This is a genomic window from uncultured Winogradskyella sp. (assembly GCF_947498005.1).
Lineage (GTDB): Bacteria > Bacteroidota > Bacteroidia > Flavobacteriales > Flavobacteriaceae > Winogradskyella.
In genome coordinates this window covers 633,479-650,788 of the sequence record NZ_CANMIW010000001.1, presented here as the reverse complement: position 1 = coordinate 650,788, position 17,310 = coordinate 633,479, and the positions used below count along the sequence as shown (strand labels likewise).

Below are 17,310 nucleotides of genomic sequence, written 5' to 3'. Positions count from 1 at the left end.
TAGTTCTACGTATAGCATTGTATTACAATTATTTGCAACTTTACATCAGCTATTAATTAACACCCTAAATACAATATTTTAAGGCTTGAGTTTAGCAAAAAATTCAGAGCTTTTCTAATCAAAAAAAATGATATTATGGAAGTAACAAAAAATGAAACATCGAAACGAGATAGATTATTTATTGCATTATTAATAATTAGTTCTATTATCGTCATATCAGCAAATGTTGCTGTAAATTTCTTTAGTTAATTTTAGTTAGTTAGTTAGTTAGTTGTTCTGTTGTTAGTTAAGAACAAAAAAAAGCGCAATTCGATAAGAATTGCGCTTTTTATATTTATTCTTTTAAAAATTTACATTTCTAAAGCTTTCTTAACATCGTTATCCATTAGTAATTCCTCAGGATTTTCTAATGCTTCTTTTACAGCTACCAAGAATCCTACCGATTCTTTTCCATCTATTATTCTATGGTCATAAGAAAGTGCAACGTACATCATAGGATGAATTTCTACTTTACCATCTACCGCAATTGGTCTCTGAATAATGTTATGCATTCCTAAAATTCCACTTTGAGGAGGATTAATAATAGGTGTAGATAACATACTTCCAAAAACACCACCATTTGTAATAGTGAATGTTCCACCTGTCATTTCATCTACAGTTATTTGACCATCTCTTGCTCTTAATGCTAAACGCTTTACTTCAGACTCAACACCTCTAAAAGATAGATTTTCTGCATTTCTAATCACAGGAACCATTAATCCTTTTGGGCCAGAGACTGCAATACTGATATCAACAAAATCATAAGATAACATTTCCTTGCCATCTATCATAGAATTTACAGCAGGATACATTTTTAAAGCTCTAACTACGGCTAATGAGAAAAAACTCATAAACCCAAGGCTTACACCATGTTTTGCTTTAAAATCTTCTTTATAAATTTTACGTAACTCAAAAATTGGTGTCATATTAACCTCATTAAATGTGGTTAACATCGCTGTTGTATTTTTAGCTTCTACCAAACGCTCTGCAACTTTACGTCTTAGCATTGACATTTTACTTCTTGAAGTTCCTCTATTTCCTCCTGTTGGAGTTCCCATAGAAGGTACAGCCTTAACAGCATCATCTTTGGTAATTCTGCCATCTTTACCAGTACCAGAAAGTGCACTTGCGTCAATTCCTTTCTCTGCTAAAACTTTCTTTGCCGCAGGACTCGCAGTACCTGTAGCATAAGTTTTAGATTCAGCGGCTGGTTGAGATACTTCTTTTTTAGGAGCTTCCTCTTTTTTAGTTTCTTTTACTGGTGCTTCTCCACCTTCTGGTTTTGCAGCACTCGTATCAATTAAACATACTACAGCTCCTACAACAACTGCATCACCTTCCTCATATCTATTGCCATCTTTATCAGTAAGCGTAATTATACCACTTTCTTCTGCTGGCAGCTCTAAAGTTGCTTTATCACTATCTACTTCCGCAATTGCTTGGTCTTTTTCTACATAATCGCCATCTTCTACTAACCATTCTGCAATTTCTACCTCAGTAATCGATTCGCCTGGTGAAGGCACTTTCATTTCTAAAATCATGCTTTGTTGTTTTATTAAGCTCTAATTTGAGTTGTTTTATTTATTTTCTCTGGTTGTTTTTGGTTTTATCAAAAACGTAATCTATAACTTCTTTATGTCTTATTTTAGATCGTGTAGAACTACCTGCTGCTGGTGCACCATACGGTCTTCTACTCGCTGACCTAAATTGTTTTGCCTCTTCTAAATGCATTAATATATGACTGTAAGCTCCCATGTTTCTTGGTTCTTCCTGAGCCCAAACTACATCATCTGCATTTTTATATTTTGTAAGTATTTCTCTTATTTCTTTTACCGGCAACGGGAACAACTGCTCTAATCTTACTAAAGCAACATCATCTCTTTCTAATTTTTCTTGCTCTTCTAATAAATCATAATAGAATTTACCTGTAACAAAAACTAATGATTTCACTTTTGCTGCTTTAGCTGAAGCATCATCAATTAACATTTGAAAACTTCCTGTTGCAAACTCATCTACTGCAGAAACTACTTTTGGATGACGTAATAAACTCTTAGGTGTAAAAACAATTAAAGGTTTTCTATAATTAGCTTTCATCTGTTTACGTAACAAGTGAAACATATTAGCTGGAGTTGTACAATCTGCAATAAACATATTGTCTTTTGCACACATTTGTAAATAACGCTCCATACGACCAGAAGAATGTTCTGCGCCTTGACCTTCATAACCATGTGGTAATAACATTACCAATCCATTAGAAGTTTTCCATTTATCTTCACCTGCAGATATATATTGATCTAACATAATTTGAGCTCCATTACTGAAATCTCCAAATTGAGCTTCCCAAATCGTTAATGTATTAGGGCTTGCCATGGCATAACCATAATCAAAACCTACAACACCATATTCTGATAATAATGAATTAAAAATATTAAATTGACCTTGGTCTTCAGATACATTCTTTAATAAAACAATCTCTTCTTCGCTATCCTCTACCTTTACTACGGCATGTCGATGTGAAAACGTTCCACGCTCAACATCCTGACCAGAAATTCTAACATTATAACCTTCTACAAGCAATGATCCATAAGCCAAATGCTCTGCCATTGCCCAATCTAATCGATTTTCATCAAACATAGTTTGACGCGATTCAATTAATCGCTGTATTTTACGTATAAACTTTTTATCTGTTGGTAAGTTAGAAATTACCTTTGTTATATCTCTTAGAACTTCTTTAGATACTGTTGTATCTACTTGTTCCATCATTTTATTCTCTGTAACTCTAGAAAAACCTTTCCACTCCTCTTGCATAAAAGCAGTAATCTCAGTTTTATCTTCCTTTCTAGAATCTTCTAATTTTTCTTCTAATGATTCTTTGTAGCGTTTCTCAATATGTTTTACATAACCATCAGTAATCACACCTTCATCTAATAACCGCTGCGCATAAATATCTCTTGGGTTTTTATGCTTTGCAATCGCTTTATATAACAACGGCTGCGTAAATTTAGGTTCATCTCCTTCATTATGTCCATATTTTCTATAACCTAATAGGTCAATAAAAACATCGCGTTTAAACTTCATTCTAAAATGAAGTGCAAAAAGTGCAGCATGCACTACCGCTTCTGCATCATCTGAATTTACATGAAGAACTGGAGATAATGTAACTTTAGCAACATCTGTACAATACGTACTAGAACGTGCATCTAAGTAATTTGTAGTAAAACCAATTTGATTATTAACAACAATATGTATGGTTCCGTTTGTTTTGTAACCATCTAATTTTGCCATCTGCACAACTTCATAGACTAAACCTTGACCTGCAATTGCGGCATCACCATGCACAACAATAGGTAGTACTTGAGACGCATCTGTAATATCATCCTTATCTTGTTTTGCTCTAGTTATTCCTTGAACAACAGCTCCAACAGTCTCTAAGTGAGATGGATTTGGCGCGATATTAAGATTAATCTTTTTATTATTATAAGTTTCGCGATTACTCGTCCAACCTAAGTGATATTTTACATCACCATCAAATACTTTTTCTTCGTAATCTTTTCCGTCAAATTCACTAAAGATATCTTTTGCAGATTTACCAAAAATGTTCGTTAAGGTACTTAAACGACCTCTATGAGCCATTCCCATTACAAACTCTTTTACGCCCTCATCAGCTGCTTTTTCAATTATAGCATCTACAGCAGGAATTAAAGATTCGTTTCCTTCTAAAGAAAAACGTTTCTGACCAACATATTTTGTATGCAAAAATGATTCAAAAGAAACCGCTTGGTTTAATTTTTTAAGAATATATTTCTTTTCGTCTGACGTAAATTTTGAATGATTATCATTTACATTCAACTTGTTCTGAATCCATTCAATTTCTTCAGGCTGTCTGATATACATGTATTCAATACCAATAGAATCACAATAAATGCTTTCTAAATGATCTATAATGGTTTGCAATGTAGCATTAGAACCTAGACCTAAAACCTCACCTGCTGAAAACACGGACTGCAAATCGCTTTGCTTTAGTCCAAAATTTTCTATTTCTAGCGTAGGTGCATATTTACGTCGAGCTCTAACGGGATTCGTTTTTGTAAACAAATGACCTCTACTTCTATAACCATCAATCAGTTTTAAAATTTGAAATTCTTTTTGAAGCTGCTCTGGGATTTGCGCAGAAACACCTTCAACAATTTCGCCATCAAGGCCATAGTTTTCTGCTCCAAAATCATAACCTTGAAAAAAGGCACGCCAACTTGGCTCTACTGAATCTGGGTTTTTTAAATATTGATCGTATAAATCAGCAAAGTATGCTGTATGTGCTGCGTTGAGAAAGGAATATTTATCCATTATACTTTTTGAGACGTTGTCGTTTCAACATAATTTAGTCAAAAATACAACTTTTACTAAAAATAGATAAGGTTTTATTATATTTATAACAAATTGAAAAAACAATTATGACTATCACAAATTATAAGCATTTATGCAACATTAAAACTAAATTAAGTCTTCTTTTATTATGTTTTTTTACTTTATTTTCATTTGCGCAAGATTCTAATACTGAAAATGAATTTTGGAATAACGTAGAATTTGGTGGTGGTTTAGGTTTAAATTTTGGAGATGGTTTTTTTAGCGCTGCCGTTTCGCCAAATGCATTATATAGATTTAGTCCTTATATAGCAACAGGAGTTGGGCTCAATTTCTCGTATAGTTCTCAAAAAGACTTATTTAAATCTACTGTATTAGGAGGAAGTGTTATTGGATTATTTAATCCTTATGAACTCGTACAAATATCTACAGAGTTTGAACAATTACATGTCAGTAGAAATTATAACCAAAATTTTGTTACTAATGCAGATGATGACTATTGGTATCCTGCTTTATTTTTAGGTCTTGGTTACTCTAGTAATAATGTAACGATTGGTATAAGATATGATGTATTATATGATGAAGATAAAAGTATCTACTCTGAGGCCTGGATGCCTTTTGTCCGTTTTTACTTTTAAGAAAATTTCGCCTTAAACCAAACTTTTTGCCATTCGCGTTGAAGAATTAAAAACGTTACGTCTTCCGATAATTTTACAGCATCACTCCCATCTAATTCTTTAATTTTCAATTCAGAAACATCTACGATATAAAGCAAATTAAGATAGTCTGAGAATTTAGAATTTATGAGGTTAAAAACGGTTTCTTGTAACACAAATTTTAAACTCGTAGGCAAGGTTTCTTCATCAAATTCTAAATCTATATTAGCATATAGTAAATCTTTATTAAGCTGAAGAATTAATTTTTTATACAGGTTCAAGCCTTCTGCTTCTGTAATTAGATCTTCAAAATTAGATGGCAAATTCATTAAACACGTCTGGTCATTAATTGTTCACCAAATACTCTTAATAACAGTTTCTTGTCCTCTGTAATATTTAAAGTTTCTAAAACATCAAAAGCTTTGTTTGTATAATCCTTTACAGCATTCTGAGTAGCTTCTGCTGCACCAGAATTTATAAATAGTTCTTTAACCTTCTCTACCTTATTCTCATTAGACAATTCAGAAATAGACATAAAAGTCTTTAAATTAAGTGCATCATCATCAGATCCCAACTCTAAGGTTTTTATATATAAATAAGTCTTTTTGTTTTCAATAATATCGCCACCAACTTGTTTTCCAAAAGTTTCAGGATTGCCAAAAGCATCTAAATAATCATCTTGTAATTGAAATGCAATACCTAAAAGTCTACCAAATTCGTAAATAGCATTTTGGTCTTCAATTGATGCTTTTGAAACAATAGCTCCCATTTTCATAGCGGCACCAACTAACACTGCCGTTTTATACTCTATCATTTGTAGATACTGAGCAATGGTTACGTCATCTCGAGTTTCAAAATCAATATCATATTGCTGACCTTCACAAACTTCTAATGCCGTTTTGCTAAAGAGTTTAGCTAACGCTCTAAATGTATTGGCCTCATAGTTTTCAAATAATTGATAAGCCATAATTAACATGGCATCACCAGAAAGAATACCTGTATTAAGATTCCATTTTTCATGAACTGTTTCTTTACCTCTTCGTAAAGGAGCGTCGTCCATAATATCATCATGTACTAAAGAAAAATTATGAAACACTTCAATAGACAAAGCCGCATCCATCGCTACTTCAGTAGTTCCCCCAAAAACCTCAGCAGTCATTAAGGTTAAAACTGGTCGTAATCGTTTACCACCTAATTGTAAAATATAATTAATAGGACTATAAAGATTTTGTGGCTCTTTATTTACTGTAAAACCTTCTAAATACTTTAGAAAGGACTCTTGGTACTTTTCAATATGTTCCATGTAACAAAAATAATGTTTTATACATATTATAAACTAACATTGGCCGTGTTAAAAAAATATTAAAACTTTGGAAACTTTTTTGGTTTTTAAAGTTTCCTATTGTAGATTTGCACCTCTATTAAAACGATTCTGACCCAACGGGACTTAATAAAATGAAGGAAAAAATAATAACAAAATCTACTGACTTGTTCTTAAACCTAGGTTTTAAGAGCGTTACCATGGATGATATTGCTAACGAAATGGGGATTTCTAAAAAAACCATTTATCAGCATTTTAAGAACAAAACGAAGTTAGTTGAAGCAACAGCTTTAAATGTTTTTGAAAATATTGCTTGTGGCATAGACCAGATATGTGCTTTGAATAAAAACCCTATTGAAGAAGTTTATGAAATTAAGCGTTTTGTGATGCACAACCTCAAGGACGAAAAATCATCGCCTCAATATCAATTGCAAAAGTATTATCCAAAAATTTATGCTACTCTAAAAGGGAAGCAATTTGAAAAGATGCTAGGTTGCGTAACACAAAATTTAGAAAGAGGAATAGCTCAAAATCTTTATAGAGATTCTATAGAAATTGATTTTGTAGCACGCTTGTACTTTAACAATATGGTTTCATTAAAAGATCAGGATATTTTTCCTCGAGAGCAATTCTCTATGCCAACATTAATGAATAATTATCTCGAATACCACTTAAGAGGTATTTGCTCAAATAAAGGATTAGAAACACTAACACAATTACATATCAATCAAAATTAAACAATGAAAAAAACACTTATCATAGTTGTAGGTTTCATTATTTTTCAAATGGGCTACTCGCAAGAACTGTCTCAAAATCTTTCGCTTCAAGAAGCTATTGACTTTGCTTTAGAAAATAATAGGTCTGCTATAAATGCTGCTCGAGATATCGATGCTGCAAAACAACAGAAAAAGGAAACTACAGCAACAGGTTTGCCACAAATAAGCGCAAGTATAGATTATCAAAACTTTTTAAAGCAACAAATTTCGGTTATTCCTGCTGAGTTTTTTGGAGGTACTCCAGGAACATACGAAGAAGTTGTATTTGGCACAAAACAAAGTATGACTGCCTTTGCTACTTTAAATCAGAAAATATTTGATGGGTCTTATTTAGTAGGTTTACAATCTGCAAAAGTATTTTTAGAAATTTCAAAAAACGCTAAAATTAAAACAGATTTAGAAGTTAGAAAAGCAGTTATTGAAGCTTACGGAAATGTTCTTTTAGCAGAAGAAAGTATTCAAATTTTAGAACGCAATATAGAAGTGCTAGATAAAAACCTCTTTGAAACTGAAAAAATATACCAAAACGGATTAGGCGAAGAGGAAAGTGTAGAGCAACTACAAATTACATTATCTGGTGTAAAAAGTAATTTAAATAATGTTGAGAGATTAAAAACTTTAGCTTATCAAATGCTAAATATTACGTTAGGATTAGATATTTATAATGATTTAGTTTTAACAGACAATCTTGAAACGTTAACTAATGAAAATATTTCATTATCAATATTAGAGGCTGACAATAATCCTGAAGCTACTATTGATTACTTAATCGCTGAGAACGATAAAACCTCAAAAGAATTATTATTAAAATTAGAAAAAAGTAAAGCATTACCAACACTTAACGCTTTTATAAATGGCGGTTATTCTGGTTTTGGCGATGACTTTAATTTTACTAAGAAAAGTCAAGATTGGTTTGGCTCTTCATTATTTGGCGTAAGCTTAGATATCCCAATTTTTAGTTCTGGTATGCGAAATGCATCTACACAACGTGCAAAAATTAATCTTGAAAAAGCTGAAACTGAATTAACCGAAACGGAACAACGTATTAAACTTCAGATAGCATCAGCGAAAAGTGATTATCAATTTGCTATTGAGGATTACGAGAACAAAAAGCAAAATTTAAACCTTGCAGAGCGTATAGAAACAAAAAATCAAACCAAGTTTTTTGAAGGTATTGGATCTAGTTTTGAGTTACGCCAAGCACAAACCCAATTATATACAGCACAGCAAGAGTTACTTCAAGCCATGCTAGATGTTATTAATACCAAAGCAACTTTAGAAACTGCATTAAACACTACAATTTTAAATTAATCAATCATGAAAAACATATATTCAATTGTAATCATCACGTTACTTCTAGTCTCGTGTGGAGGCGAGAAAAAGAATTCTACAGCAAAAGTCTTAGAAAGTAACAGCTTAGAAACTATTCGTAAAAAACGAGGCGAATTAGTAAATGAGCAACAAGTTATTAATGATCAAATAAAACAATTAGACGAGAAAATAAAAAGTTTAGATACGACTCAAAACATTCCCTTAATTACAACGCTTACCGCGAAAACAGAAAAATTTGAGCACCAATTAGAACTTCAAGGTAATGTTACTACCAAAAACTTATTAACTATCACACCAGAGTACAATGGTATTTTAACACGTGTTTATGTAAAGGAAGGTCAAAAAGTTAGAAAAGGACAATTACTTGCCAAAATTGATGATGGTGGATTAAGCCAACAAGTGGCGCAGTTAAAAATTCAATCCGAATTAGCAAAAACGACTTATGAGCGTCAAAAACGTCTTTGGGATCAGAACATTGGTAGTGAAATTCAGTATTTACAAGCTAAGTCAACATACGAATCTCAGCAAGAAGCCGTAAGCCAATTACAACAGCAAATTGCAAAGACTACAGTTAAAGCACCTTTTTCTGGAACTATCGATGATGTTATTACAGAACAAGGAAGTGTTGTTGCGGCAGGCCAGTCACAGTTAATGCGTATTGTAAATCTTGATGATATGTACATTGAGGTAGAAGTGCCAGAAAGTTATATATCTAATGTTGTTAAGGGTAAGAAGGTTGTGGTTGAAATACCTGTTCTAGGAAAAACAATTGAAACCGAAATTCGTCAAGCAAGTGATTTTATCAATCCTGCTAACAGAACATTTAGAGCAGAAATTGAAGTTGCTAACAAAGACAAGGACATTAAGCCTAATCTTACAGCGCGTTTAAAAATCAATGACTATACAAGTGAAAATGCCATTTTAATTCCACAAAGTGTGATTTCAGAAAATGCAGATGGAGAACAATATGTTTACGTAGTAACTGATAAAGATGGAAAAGGTATTGGTACAGCAAAACGAATTATTATTGAAACCGGAAAAACACAAGGTGATGTTATTGAGGTTCTTAAGAACTTAGAATCTGGAGCAGAAATCGTAAAAGAAGGTGCTCGTAGTGTTAAAGACGGACAGTCAGTAGAGGTAATCAGCTATAAAGAAGTAGGCAATGAGTAGTAATAAGAAAAAAAATACCGAGAAGGAATTTGGGATGTCCTCGTGGGCAATTAATAACAAAACCACGATGTATGTTCTTATCGCAGTCTTTTTTTATTTAGGGATCTCTGCTTTTTTTAGCATGCCTAGAGAAAATTTCCCTGAGGTAAACGAAACTAAAATCTATGTGAGTACAGTATATCCTGGTAATACCGCAGAAGATATTGAAAAACTAATAATTGATCCATTAGAAGACAAATTAAAAACCGTTAGTAACGTTGTAGAAACAACATCGACTTCTCAAGAAGATTACGGAATGCTAATTGTTGAGTTTGATGAAGGTATCACTGTAGAAGGTGCTTTACAAAAGGTAAAAGACGAAATTGATACAGAAACCTCTAGTGAGGATTGGCCAACATTTAATGGTGCAAAAGTAGAACCAGATGTGTTTGAATTAAGTCTTTCTGAAGAAATGCCAATTCTAAACATTAATATTTCAGGAGATTATCCTATTGAAAAATTAAAGGATTTTGCTGAATATCTTCAAGATGAAATAGAAAATCTTCAAGAAATTAAAAAGGCAGATATTAGAGGTGCTCAAGAAAAAGAGGTCGAAGTTGCTGTAGACATTTATAAGATGATGGCTGCAAAAGTAACATTCAGTGATATACTTGGTGCCATTAATAATGGTAACGTAACGCAATCTGCTGGTAACTTAAAAAGTAGTGGTCAACGCAGAACGATTAGAATCATTGGAGAAATAGAAAAACCATCAGAATTAGAAAACTTTGTAGTCAAAGCAGAGAATGGAAACGCTATTTACTTAAAGGATGTTGCGTCTGTGTCTTTTAAAGAAGAAGATAAAACAACCTTTGCTAGAAAATCTGGAAAACCTGTAGTAATGCTCGATGTAAAAAAACGAGCAGGAAAAAACATGGTTGCTGCGGCTGAGCAAATTCAAGTGATTGTAGAAGAGGCTAAAGCAAATGTATTTCCTCAAGATTTAGTGGTTTCTATCACTAACGATCAATCTGAAAAAACAATAGGACAAGTAGATGATTTGGTAAATAACATCATTTTTGGAGTTATTTTAGTAGTTACAGTTTTAATGTTCTTCTTAGGATTTAAAAACGCGCTTTTCGTTGGGTTTGCTATACCAATGTCAATGTTTATGTCATTGATGATATTAAACCTTATTGGTTATAGTTTAAATACTATGGTGCTTTTTGGTTTAATTATGGGACTTGGTATGTTGGTAGATAACGGAATTGTGGTTGTTGAAAACGTATATAGACTCATGGAAGAGGAAGGCATGACCAGAATTGAAGCTGCCAAAAAAGGTATTGGAGAAATTGCATTTCCTATTATTATTTCTACAGCGACTACTGTTGCCGCCTTTGTTCCTTTAGGGCTTTGGCCAGGAATCATGGGAGAGTTTATGAAAATTTTACCTATAACGCTATCTATTGTATTAGGCTCATCTTTATTTGTGGCCATATTTTTTAACTCGGTTTTAGTATCGAGATATATGACTACGGAAGATAAAGACATGCCTATTAATCAAATTATAAGAACTACAATTATTGTTGCCGTAATTGGTATACTTATTCTTGTGTTTGGTGGAGCGTATAGAGGTTTAGGAACCATAATGATTTTTACAGCTATTATGTTGTGGGCTTATCGTTTCTTTATTAGAAAATGGGCAAATCGTTTCCAAAACAAATCTTTAGTAAAATTAGAGAATTGGTACGAGCGTCAATTACGTTGGGCACTTTCTGGTTGGAAACCTCAAATTCTAACGGCATCTACAGTTCTTCTATTAATTGCTTCATTTGTTGCCTTTGGAATTTCAGTGTCTAAACAACGAACTAAAATTGAGTTTTTCCCAGACAACAAACCAAATCAGATTATTGTATATATAGAATATCCTGAAGGTACAGCAATAGAAAAAACTAATGCTATAACTAAGCAAATAGAAAGCCGAGTATATGATGTAATCAATAATGATTATTATATGGATGGTGATAGGAATTTCTTAGTAGAAAGTGCGGTTTCACAAGTTGGTGCTGGTGCCGGAAATCCTAATACAGATTCAGGTTCTTCCGCAGAAATGCCTCATAAAGCTAAGATTACAGCCTCTATACGAGAGTATAAATACCGTCGTGGTGAAGACAGTGAAATTTTACGTCAAAAAGTTCAAACTGCATTAGTAGGTATATATCCTGGTGTTATTATTTCGGTTGAAAAAGATGTTAACGGACCACCAGCTGGTTCGCCAATTAACATTGAAATTGAAGGTGATGATTATGTAGAATTGATTTCTACAGCAGAAAAAATGCGTGAGTTTATCAATTCTAAAAATGTAGCTGGTATTGATGAACTTAAAATTGATGTTAACAAGGATAAACCAACAATGTTGGTTGAAATTGATAGACAAAAAGCAGGAGAACTAGGTGTTAGTGCACTTCAGATTGGTAGTCAACTGAGAAATTCAATTTTTGGATCTAAGGCTGGTATCTATAAGGAAGATGGAGAAGACTATGATATTTATGTGCGTTTCAATGAAGAAAACAGATACAACACTAGTGCTTTATTTAACCAGAATATAACGTTTAGAGATAATACTGGTCAACTTAAAGAAGTGCCATTATCTGCTGTTGCAAAACAAAAAAATAATTCTGGTTTTAATGCTATTAAGCATAAAGATGCTAAGCGTGTTGTAACTGTTTATTCCGCATTAGCGCCAGGTTTTACAGATGCAGGTGCTATTGTAACTCAGATTCAGAATGAAATGAAAAGCTTTGAAGGTTTATCTGAAGATATCCATATTGACTACACAGGTCAAATTGAAGAACAGAATAAGCAAATGGCATTCTTAATGGGTGCATTCTTTACTGGTTTAGGTTTAATATTTTTCATCCTTATATTTCAATTCAACTCTGTTTCTAAACCAACGATTATAATGATCGCTATTTTCTTAAGTTTCATTGGTGTATTTGGAGGTATCGTAATCTCTGGAAGTGCCTTTGTAATTATGATGACTATGGTTGGTATTATTTCACTAGCCGGAATTGTGGTAAATAATGGTGTTGTTCTCTTAGATTATGCACAACTACTAATAGATAGAAAGAAAAACGAACTCGATTTACATGAAGATCAATTATTAGTAAAAGAAGATCTTTTTGAAAGCATTGTAAAAGCAGGAAAAGCACGTTTAAGACCTGTTTTATTAACAGCCATTACAACTATTTTAGGGCTAATACCTTTGGCAATTGGATTAAATATTAATTTCTTTACGCTGTTTGCCGATTTTGATCCAAATATTTATATGGGTGGAGATAACGTGGTATTTTGGGGACCATTAGCTTGGACTGTAATTTACGGATTACTTATTGCAACATTCTTAACATTAATCGTTGTTCCTATCCTTTTCTATTTAAGTGTAAGACTTAAAATGTGGATGAATAAATCTAGAGTGGCTTCTACTTATGAAGTTAGACCTCAAGAATCCTTTGTTATTAACGAAAGTTTAGATGAAAACACCATCTAGAACAAACTATAGATAAATTAGACAAAAAGCCTCAACAATTGTTGAGGCTTTTTATTTTATACTCATTTAACTTCCTTAAATTTGCAACCGCATTCATCTATGCATTCGCAATGATGAGTAAAATTAAAATTTCATTATGTACAGAAGTCACAATTGTGGTGAATTAAGAGCATCACACAGCAATACAGAGGTTACACTTTCGGGTTGGGTTCAAGGAATAAGAGATAAAGGGTTTATGATTTATCTCGATCTTAGAGATCGTTATGGTATTACTCAGCTTTATTTTGATGAAGAACGCAGTTCTAAAGACTTAATGGATCGAGCATCTAAATTAGGACGTGAGTTTGTTATACAAGTTAAAGGCACTGTGATTGAACGTGCTTCAAAAAACCCTAATATTCCAACAGGCGAAATTGAATTATTAGTTTCAGAATTAATAGTGCTTAATAGTTCATTAGTTCCACCTTTTACTATTGAAGATAAAACTGATGGTGGCGACGATTTACGAATGAAATATCGTTACTTAGACATTAGACGTAATCCTGTAAAAGAAAGCTTAATCTTTAGATCAAAAGTGACTCAAGAAGTTAGAAATTATCTTTCAGGAGATGGTTTTATAGAAGTTGAAACACCATATTTAATAAAATCTACACCAGAAGGTGCTCGTGATTTTGTGGTACCTTCTCGTATGAACGAAGGTCAGTTTTATGCACTTCCACAATCGCCTCAAACTTTTAAGCAGTTGCTTATGGTTGGTGGCATGGATAAATACTTTCAGATTGTAAAGTGTTTTAGAGATGAAGATTTACGTGCAGATAGACAACCAGAATTCACGCAGATTGATTGTGAAATGGCTTTTGTAGAACAAGAAGATATTCTAAATGTCTTTGAAGGTTTAACGCGTCACTTACTTAAAGAAGTAAATGGTGTTGAGATTGAAAAATTCCCGCGAATGCTTTATGACGATGCTATGCGTTTATACGGAAATGACAAACCAGATATTAGATTTGGAATGGAGTTCGCCGAGCTTAACGAGGTAACACAACACAAAGATTTCGGTGTTTTTAATAGTGCTGAATTGGTTGTAGGTATTGCAGTACCAGGAGGAAATAGTTACACGAGAAAAGAAATTGACAACATAATAAAATGGGTAAAGCGTCCACAAGTTGGTGCTTTAGGCATGATCTATAGTCGTTGTAATGACGATGGCACATTTAAATCTTCAGTAGACAAATTCTACGATCAAGATGATTTAGCTAAATGGGCAGAAGCAACAGGAGCAAAAGCTGGCGATTTAGTTTGTGTACTATCAGGAGATACTAATAAAGTAAGAGCGCAACTAAGTGCGTTACGTATGGAATTAGCAGAACGTTTAGGCTTACGAGATCCTAAAGTATTTGCACCTCTTTGGGTTATAGATTTCCCATTATTAGAGTTAGATGAAGAAACTGGCCATTACCATGCCATGCATCATCCGTTTACATCGCCAAAACCAGGACAAATAGAATTGTTAGATACCAATCCTGGTGATGTAAAAGCTAATGCTTACGATTTAGTATTGAATGGAAATGAAATTGGAGGTGGATCTATAAGAATTCATGACAAAGCTACTCAAGCCATCATGCTAAAACACTTAGGGTTTTCTGATGAAGATGCTAGAGCACAGTTTGGTTTCTTAATGGATGCTTTCGAGTATGGCGCACCACCACATGGAGGTTTAGCTTTTGGTTTAGACAGATTGGTTGCCATTTTAGGAGGCCAAGAAACCATACGAGATTTTATTGCATTCCCTAAAAACAATTCGGGACGAGATGTGATGATTGATGCACCTGCACCAATTGATGATGAACAACTTGAAGAATTGAGTTTGAAACTTAATTTAAAATCTTAAACAATTAAAATCCTGCTTTTTGCAGGATTTTTTAGTAGATTTAAGTAATGCCAAAAACAAAACTATATAAACGTTTATTGCTATTGAGATATAAATATGTCTCTGAAAAGAACTTTATATTTCTGTTAAGTCTAATTATTGGATTGTTAGCTGGTATTGTTTCCGTAACCATTAAAAATGTCACTTTTGCTATAGAAGCTTTTTTAGAAAAAGGAATTTACTTTTCAAATAATCAGCTTTATTTTATTTTGCCTGTTATTGGGTTGTTGTTGGTTTACTTATTTGTGAAATATGTCTCAAAAAAACCAAGTGGACATGCTATACCCTCAATACTTTATTCGTTATCAAAACGAGGAGGTATTATTGATAAAAAGAACATTTATTTACCTTTAATTACGGCTCCATTGACCGTTGGTTTTGGAGGTTCGGTCGGTTTACTAGGACCTGCGATTGCTTCAGCTTCAGCTATAAGTTCTAATTTAGGTCAACCACTTCATATCGACAGAAAAAAACGAAGTCTTTTAATTGCCTGTGCTGCTGCAGGAGCTATTGCGTCTATATTTAAATCGCCAATTGCCGCCATTATTTTTGCTATCGAAGTCTTTAGCTTAGACCTAACGTTCGCTTCTTTACTTCCGCTGTTAATTGCTTCTGTATCTTCGGTTATTACCTCTTACTTTTTTTTAGGAGACAGTGTACTTTTCAACTTTACAGTTTCAGAAAAATTCATGATTAAAGACACCTTATTCTATGTTCTATTGGGTATTGGTACTGGCGTGGCTTCCATCTATTTTTCAAAAATATATTTTGCTATTACTGGGTTTTTCAATCGTTTTAAATCAGCTCAGCATAAATTTATAATTGGTGGTTTAGCCATTGGTGTGATGCTCTTTTTTATTCCACCACTCTACGGTGAAGGTTTTAGTTTTATTAATGATTTAATGTTAGGAAACGATATTAAAGCCTTAGGAAACACTCCATTTGATGAACACTTAGATAATATTTGGATTGTAATAGCCTTACTTTTTGGTATAACATTATTTAAAGCTATTGCCATGACTACTACTTTTGCTGCAGGTGGAACTGGTGGAATAATTATTCCGACTTTAGTAATGGGAAGTGCTCTAGGTAATGTTGTGGCCAAAGTGATAAATAATTGCGGACTGAACTTTTCAGTATCCGAAGCTAATTTTACCTTAATTGGTATGGCTGGTCTTATTGCAGGTGTGCTTCATGCGCCATTAACAGCTATTTTCTTAATTGCTGAAATTACTGGTGGTTATGAATTATTTGTACCATTAATGATTACGGCTTCCATGTCATTTATAATTAATAAAAATGGTTTAGATCACACCATTTACACTAAAGAATTGTTGGAGAAAGGAGCCCTATTAACACAAGATAAAGATCAAAGCGTCTTAACCTTGATGAAACTCGACTCTGTAATAGAGCAAGATTTTATAGCTCTACATCCCGAAATGAGCTTAGGAGATATGTTAAAAGAAGGCGTTTCAAAATCTAGTAGAAATCTATTTCCTGTTACAGATTCTAAAGGCATGTTTGTTGGTATTATTTTATTAGATGATATTCGTTCTGTGATGTTTGATCAATCACTTTATCGATCTACAACTGTAGAAACTTTTATGCATCAAGCACCAGAATATATTATTTATGAAAAAGATTCCATGCAAACAGTGATGAAAAAATTTCAAGATTCTAATGCATGGAATTTACCTGTTATAAAAAACAATAAATATTATGGATTTGTGTCTAAATCAAAATTACTAACGGCTTATAGAACCGAATTAATTAACTTTACATCTTAGATTTATTTAAAAATCCATGATAAAATTATCTCAATGAAGCCTATTAAGATTATAGCATTTATTGCATTTCTAGTTTCATTTGCCAGTATTATCTGTGGTTTAATTTTAGAAGTAGACTACAAACAGAAACTTATAGGATTTGGTGTTCTCGGCTTGTTTTTTGTTGTTTTTCCATTGTTTTCATATTACAGATGGAAAGACAAAGATGTTAAAGATTATATGCTAACGAAGGAGAATCTTGACAAAATGCGTGAAAACCAACGTGATTTGAGAAAATAATTCGCAAATTTCCTACAAATCACAAATACACTTGAAATCCTTTAATAATAGGACTTAACAAAGCTTTTTAAAAATCAACTTAACTCATTGACTCTCAATATTGAAGCTAAATCTCAAAATAAAACG

At 32.9% G+C, this 17,310-nt stretch carries 12 protein-coding genes; 8 read left to right on the top strand and 4 right to left on the bottom strand.

Annotation, left to right across the window (positions count from 1 at the left end; translation table 11 throughout):
* Positions 1-350 precede the first annotated feature (350 nt).
* Positions 351-1,580, bottom strand: a complete 1,230-nt coding sequence (odhB, locus tag Q0891_RS02825; protein ID WP_299098552.1) for a 2-oxoglutarate dehydrogenase complex dihydrolipoyllysine-residue succinyltransferase — start codon at positions 1,578-1,580, stop codon at positions 351-353.
* Between the two features lie 40 nt (positions 1,581-1,620).
* Entirely contained in the window at positions 1,621-4,383 is a 2,763-nt protein-coding gene (locus tag Q0891_RS02820; protein ID WP_299098551.1) for a 2-oxoglutarate dehydrogenase E1 component, read from the bottom strand.
* Between the two features lie 107 nt (positions 4,384-4,490).
* Here Q0891_RS02820 and Q0891_RS02815 point away from each other — a divergent pair, with 107 nt between their 5' ends.
* Positions 4,491-5,039: an alpha-ketoglutarate decarboxylase gene (locus tag Q0891_RS02815; protein ID WP_299098550.1), complete on the top strand. Its 549-nt coding sequence runs from the start codon at positions 4,491-4,493 to the stop codon at positions 5,037-5,039.
* On the opposite strand, the gene Q0891_RS02810 is transcribed toward Q0891_RS02815, so the two are convergent.
* Both Q0891_RS02810 and Q0891_RS02805 read right to left on the bottom strand, forming a co-directional pair.
* Entirely contained in the window at positions 5,036-5,386 is a 351-nt protein-coding gene (locus Q0891_RS02810; protein WP_299098549.1) for a hypothetical protein, read from the bottom strand. The genes Q0891_RS02815 and Q0891_RS02810 overlap by 4 nt on opposite strands.
* Positions 5,386-6,360 carry a polyprenyl synthetase family protein gene (locus tag Q0891_RS02805; protein WP_299098548.1) on the bottom strand — a complete coding sequence of 325 codons (975 nt, stop codon included), beginning with the start codon at positions 6,358-6,360 and terminating at the stop codon, positions 5,386-5,388. The genes Q0891_RS02810 and Q0891_RS02805 overlap by 1 nt, the downstream gene beginning before the upstream one ends.
* A gap of 152 nt (positions 6,361-6,512) precedes the next feature.
* Here Q0891_RS02805 and Q0891_RS02800 point away from each other — a divergent pair, with 152 nt between their 5' ends.
* The 7 genes from Q0891_RS02800 to Q0891_RS02770 all read left to right on the top strand — a co-directional run bounded on the left by Q0891_RS02800 (position 6,513) and on the right by Q0891_RS02770 (position 17,184).
* On the top strand, positions 6,513-7,115 hold the full coding sequence (locus tag Q0891_RS02800; RefSeq protein ID WP_299098547.1) for a TetR/AcrR family transcriptional regulator: 603 nt from the start codon (positions 6,513-6,515) through the stop codon (positions 7,113-7,115).
* A 3-nt stretch (positions 7,116-7,118) separates the two neighbouring features.
* Positions 7,119-8,465, top strand: coding sequence for a TolC family protein (locus Q0891_RS02795; RefSeq protein ID WP_299098546.1), 1,347 nt, complete (start codon positions 7,119-7,121; stop codon positions 8,463-8,465).
* Between the two features lie 6 nt (positions 8,466-8,471).
* Entirely contained in the window at positions 8,472-9,659 is a 1,188-nt protein-coding gene (locus tag Q0891_RS02790) for an efflux RND transporter periplasmic adaptor subunit (RefSeq protein ID WP_299098545.1), read from the top strand.
* Complete coding sequence (locus Q0891_RS02785) at positions 9,652-13,188, top strand: efflux RND transporter permease subunit (RefSeq protein WP_299098544.1); 3,537 nt, start codon at positions 9,652-9,654, stop codon at positions 13,186-13,188. Before Q0891_RS02790 ends, Q0891_RS02785 begins: the two co-directional genes overlap by 8 nt.
* Before the next feature lie 136 nt (positions 13,189-13,324).
* Positions 13,325-15,079, top strand: a complete 1,755-nt coding sequence (gene aspS / locus Q0891_RS02780) for an aspartate--tRNA ligase (protein WP_299098543.1) — start codon at positions 13,325-13,327, stop codon at positions 15,077-15,079.
* Between the two features lie 47 nt (positions 15,080-15,126).
* Positions 15,127-16,905 carry a chloride channel protein gene (locus tag Q0891_RS02775; RefSeq protein ID WP_299098542.1) on the top strand — a complete coding sequence of 593 codons (1,779 nt, stop codon included), beginning with the start codon at positions 15,127-15,129 and terminating at the stop codon, positions 16,903-16,905.
* A gap of 33 nt (positions 16,906-16,938) precedes the next feature.
* Positions 16,939-17,184 carry a hypothetical protein gene (locus tag Q0891_RS02770; RefSeq protein WP_299098541.1) on the top strand — a complete coding sequence of 82 codons (246 nt, stop codon included), beginning with the start codon at positions 16,939-16,941 and terminating at the stop codon, positions 17,182-17,184.
* Positions 17,185-17,310: the final 126 nt, after the last annotated feature.

Coding starts and splice junctions, on each gene's coding strand:
- Q0891_RS02805 (WP_299098548.1), bottom strand. CDS start 6,360: ATGGAACATATTGAAAAGTACCAAGAGTCCTTTCTAAAGTATTTAGAA.
- Q0891_RS02795 (WP_299098546.1), top strand. CDS start 7,119: ATGAAAAAAACACTTATCATAGTTGTAGGTTTCATTATTTTTCAAATG.
- odhB (WP_299098552.1), bottom strand. CDS start 1,580: ATGATTTTAGAAATGAAAGTGCCTTCACCAGGCGAATCGATTACTGAG.
- Q0891_RS02775 (WP_299098542.1), top strand. CDS start 15,127: ATGCCAAAAACAAAACTATATAAACGTTTATTGCTATTGAGATATAAA.
- Q0891_RS02800 (WP_299098547.1), top strand. CDS start 6,513: ATGAAGGAAAAAATAATAACAAAATCTACTGACTTGTTCTTAAACCTA.
- Q0891_RS02790 (WP_299098545.1), top strand. CDS start 8,472: ATGAAAAACATATATTCAATTGTAATCATCACGTTACTTCTAGTCTCG.
- Q0891_RS02820 (WP_299098551.1), bottom strand. CDS start 4,383: ATGGATAAATATTCCTTTCTCAACGCAGCACATACAGCATACTTTGCT.
- Q0891_RS02785 (WP_299098544.1), top strand. CDS start 9,652: ATGAGTAGTAATAAGAAAAAAAATACCGAGAAGGAATTTGGGATGTCC.
- Q0891_RS02810 (WP_299098549.1), bottom strand. CDS start 5,386: ATGAATTTGCCATCTAATTTTGAAGATCTAATTACAGAAGCAGAAGGC.
- Q0891_RS02815 (WP_299098550.1), top strand. CDS start 4,491: ATGACTATCACAAATTATAAGCATTTATGCAACATTAAAACTAAATTA.
- aspS (WP_299098543.1), top strand. CDS start 13,325: ATGTACAGAAGTCACAATTGTGGTGAATTAAGAGCATCACACAGCAAT.
- Q0891_RS02770 (WP_299098541.1), top strand. CDS start 16,939: ATGAAGCCTATTAAGATTATAGCATTTATTGCATTTCTAGTTTCATTT.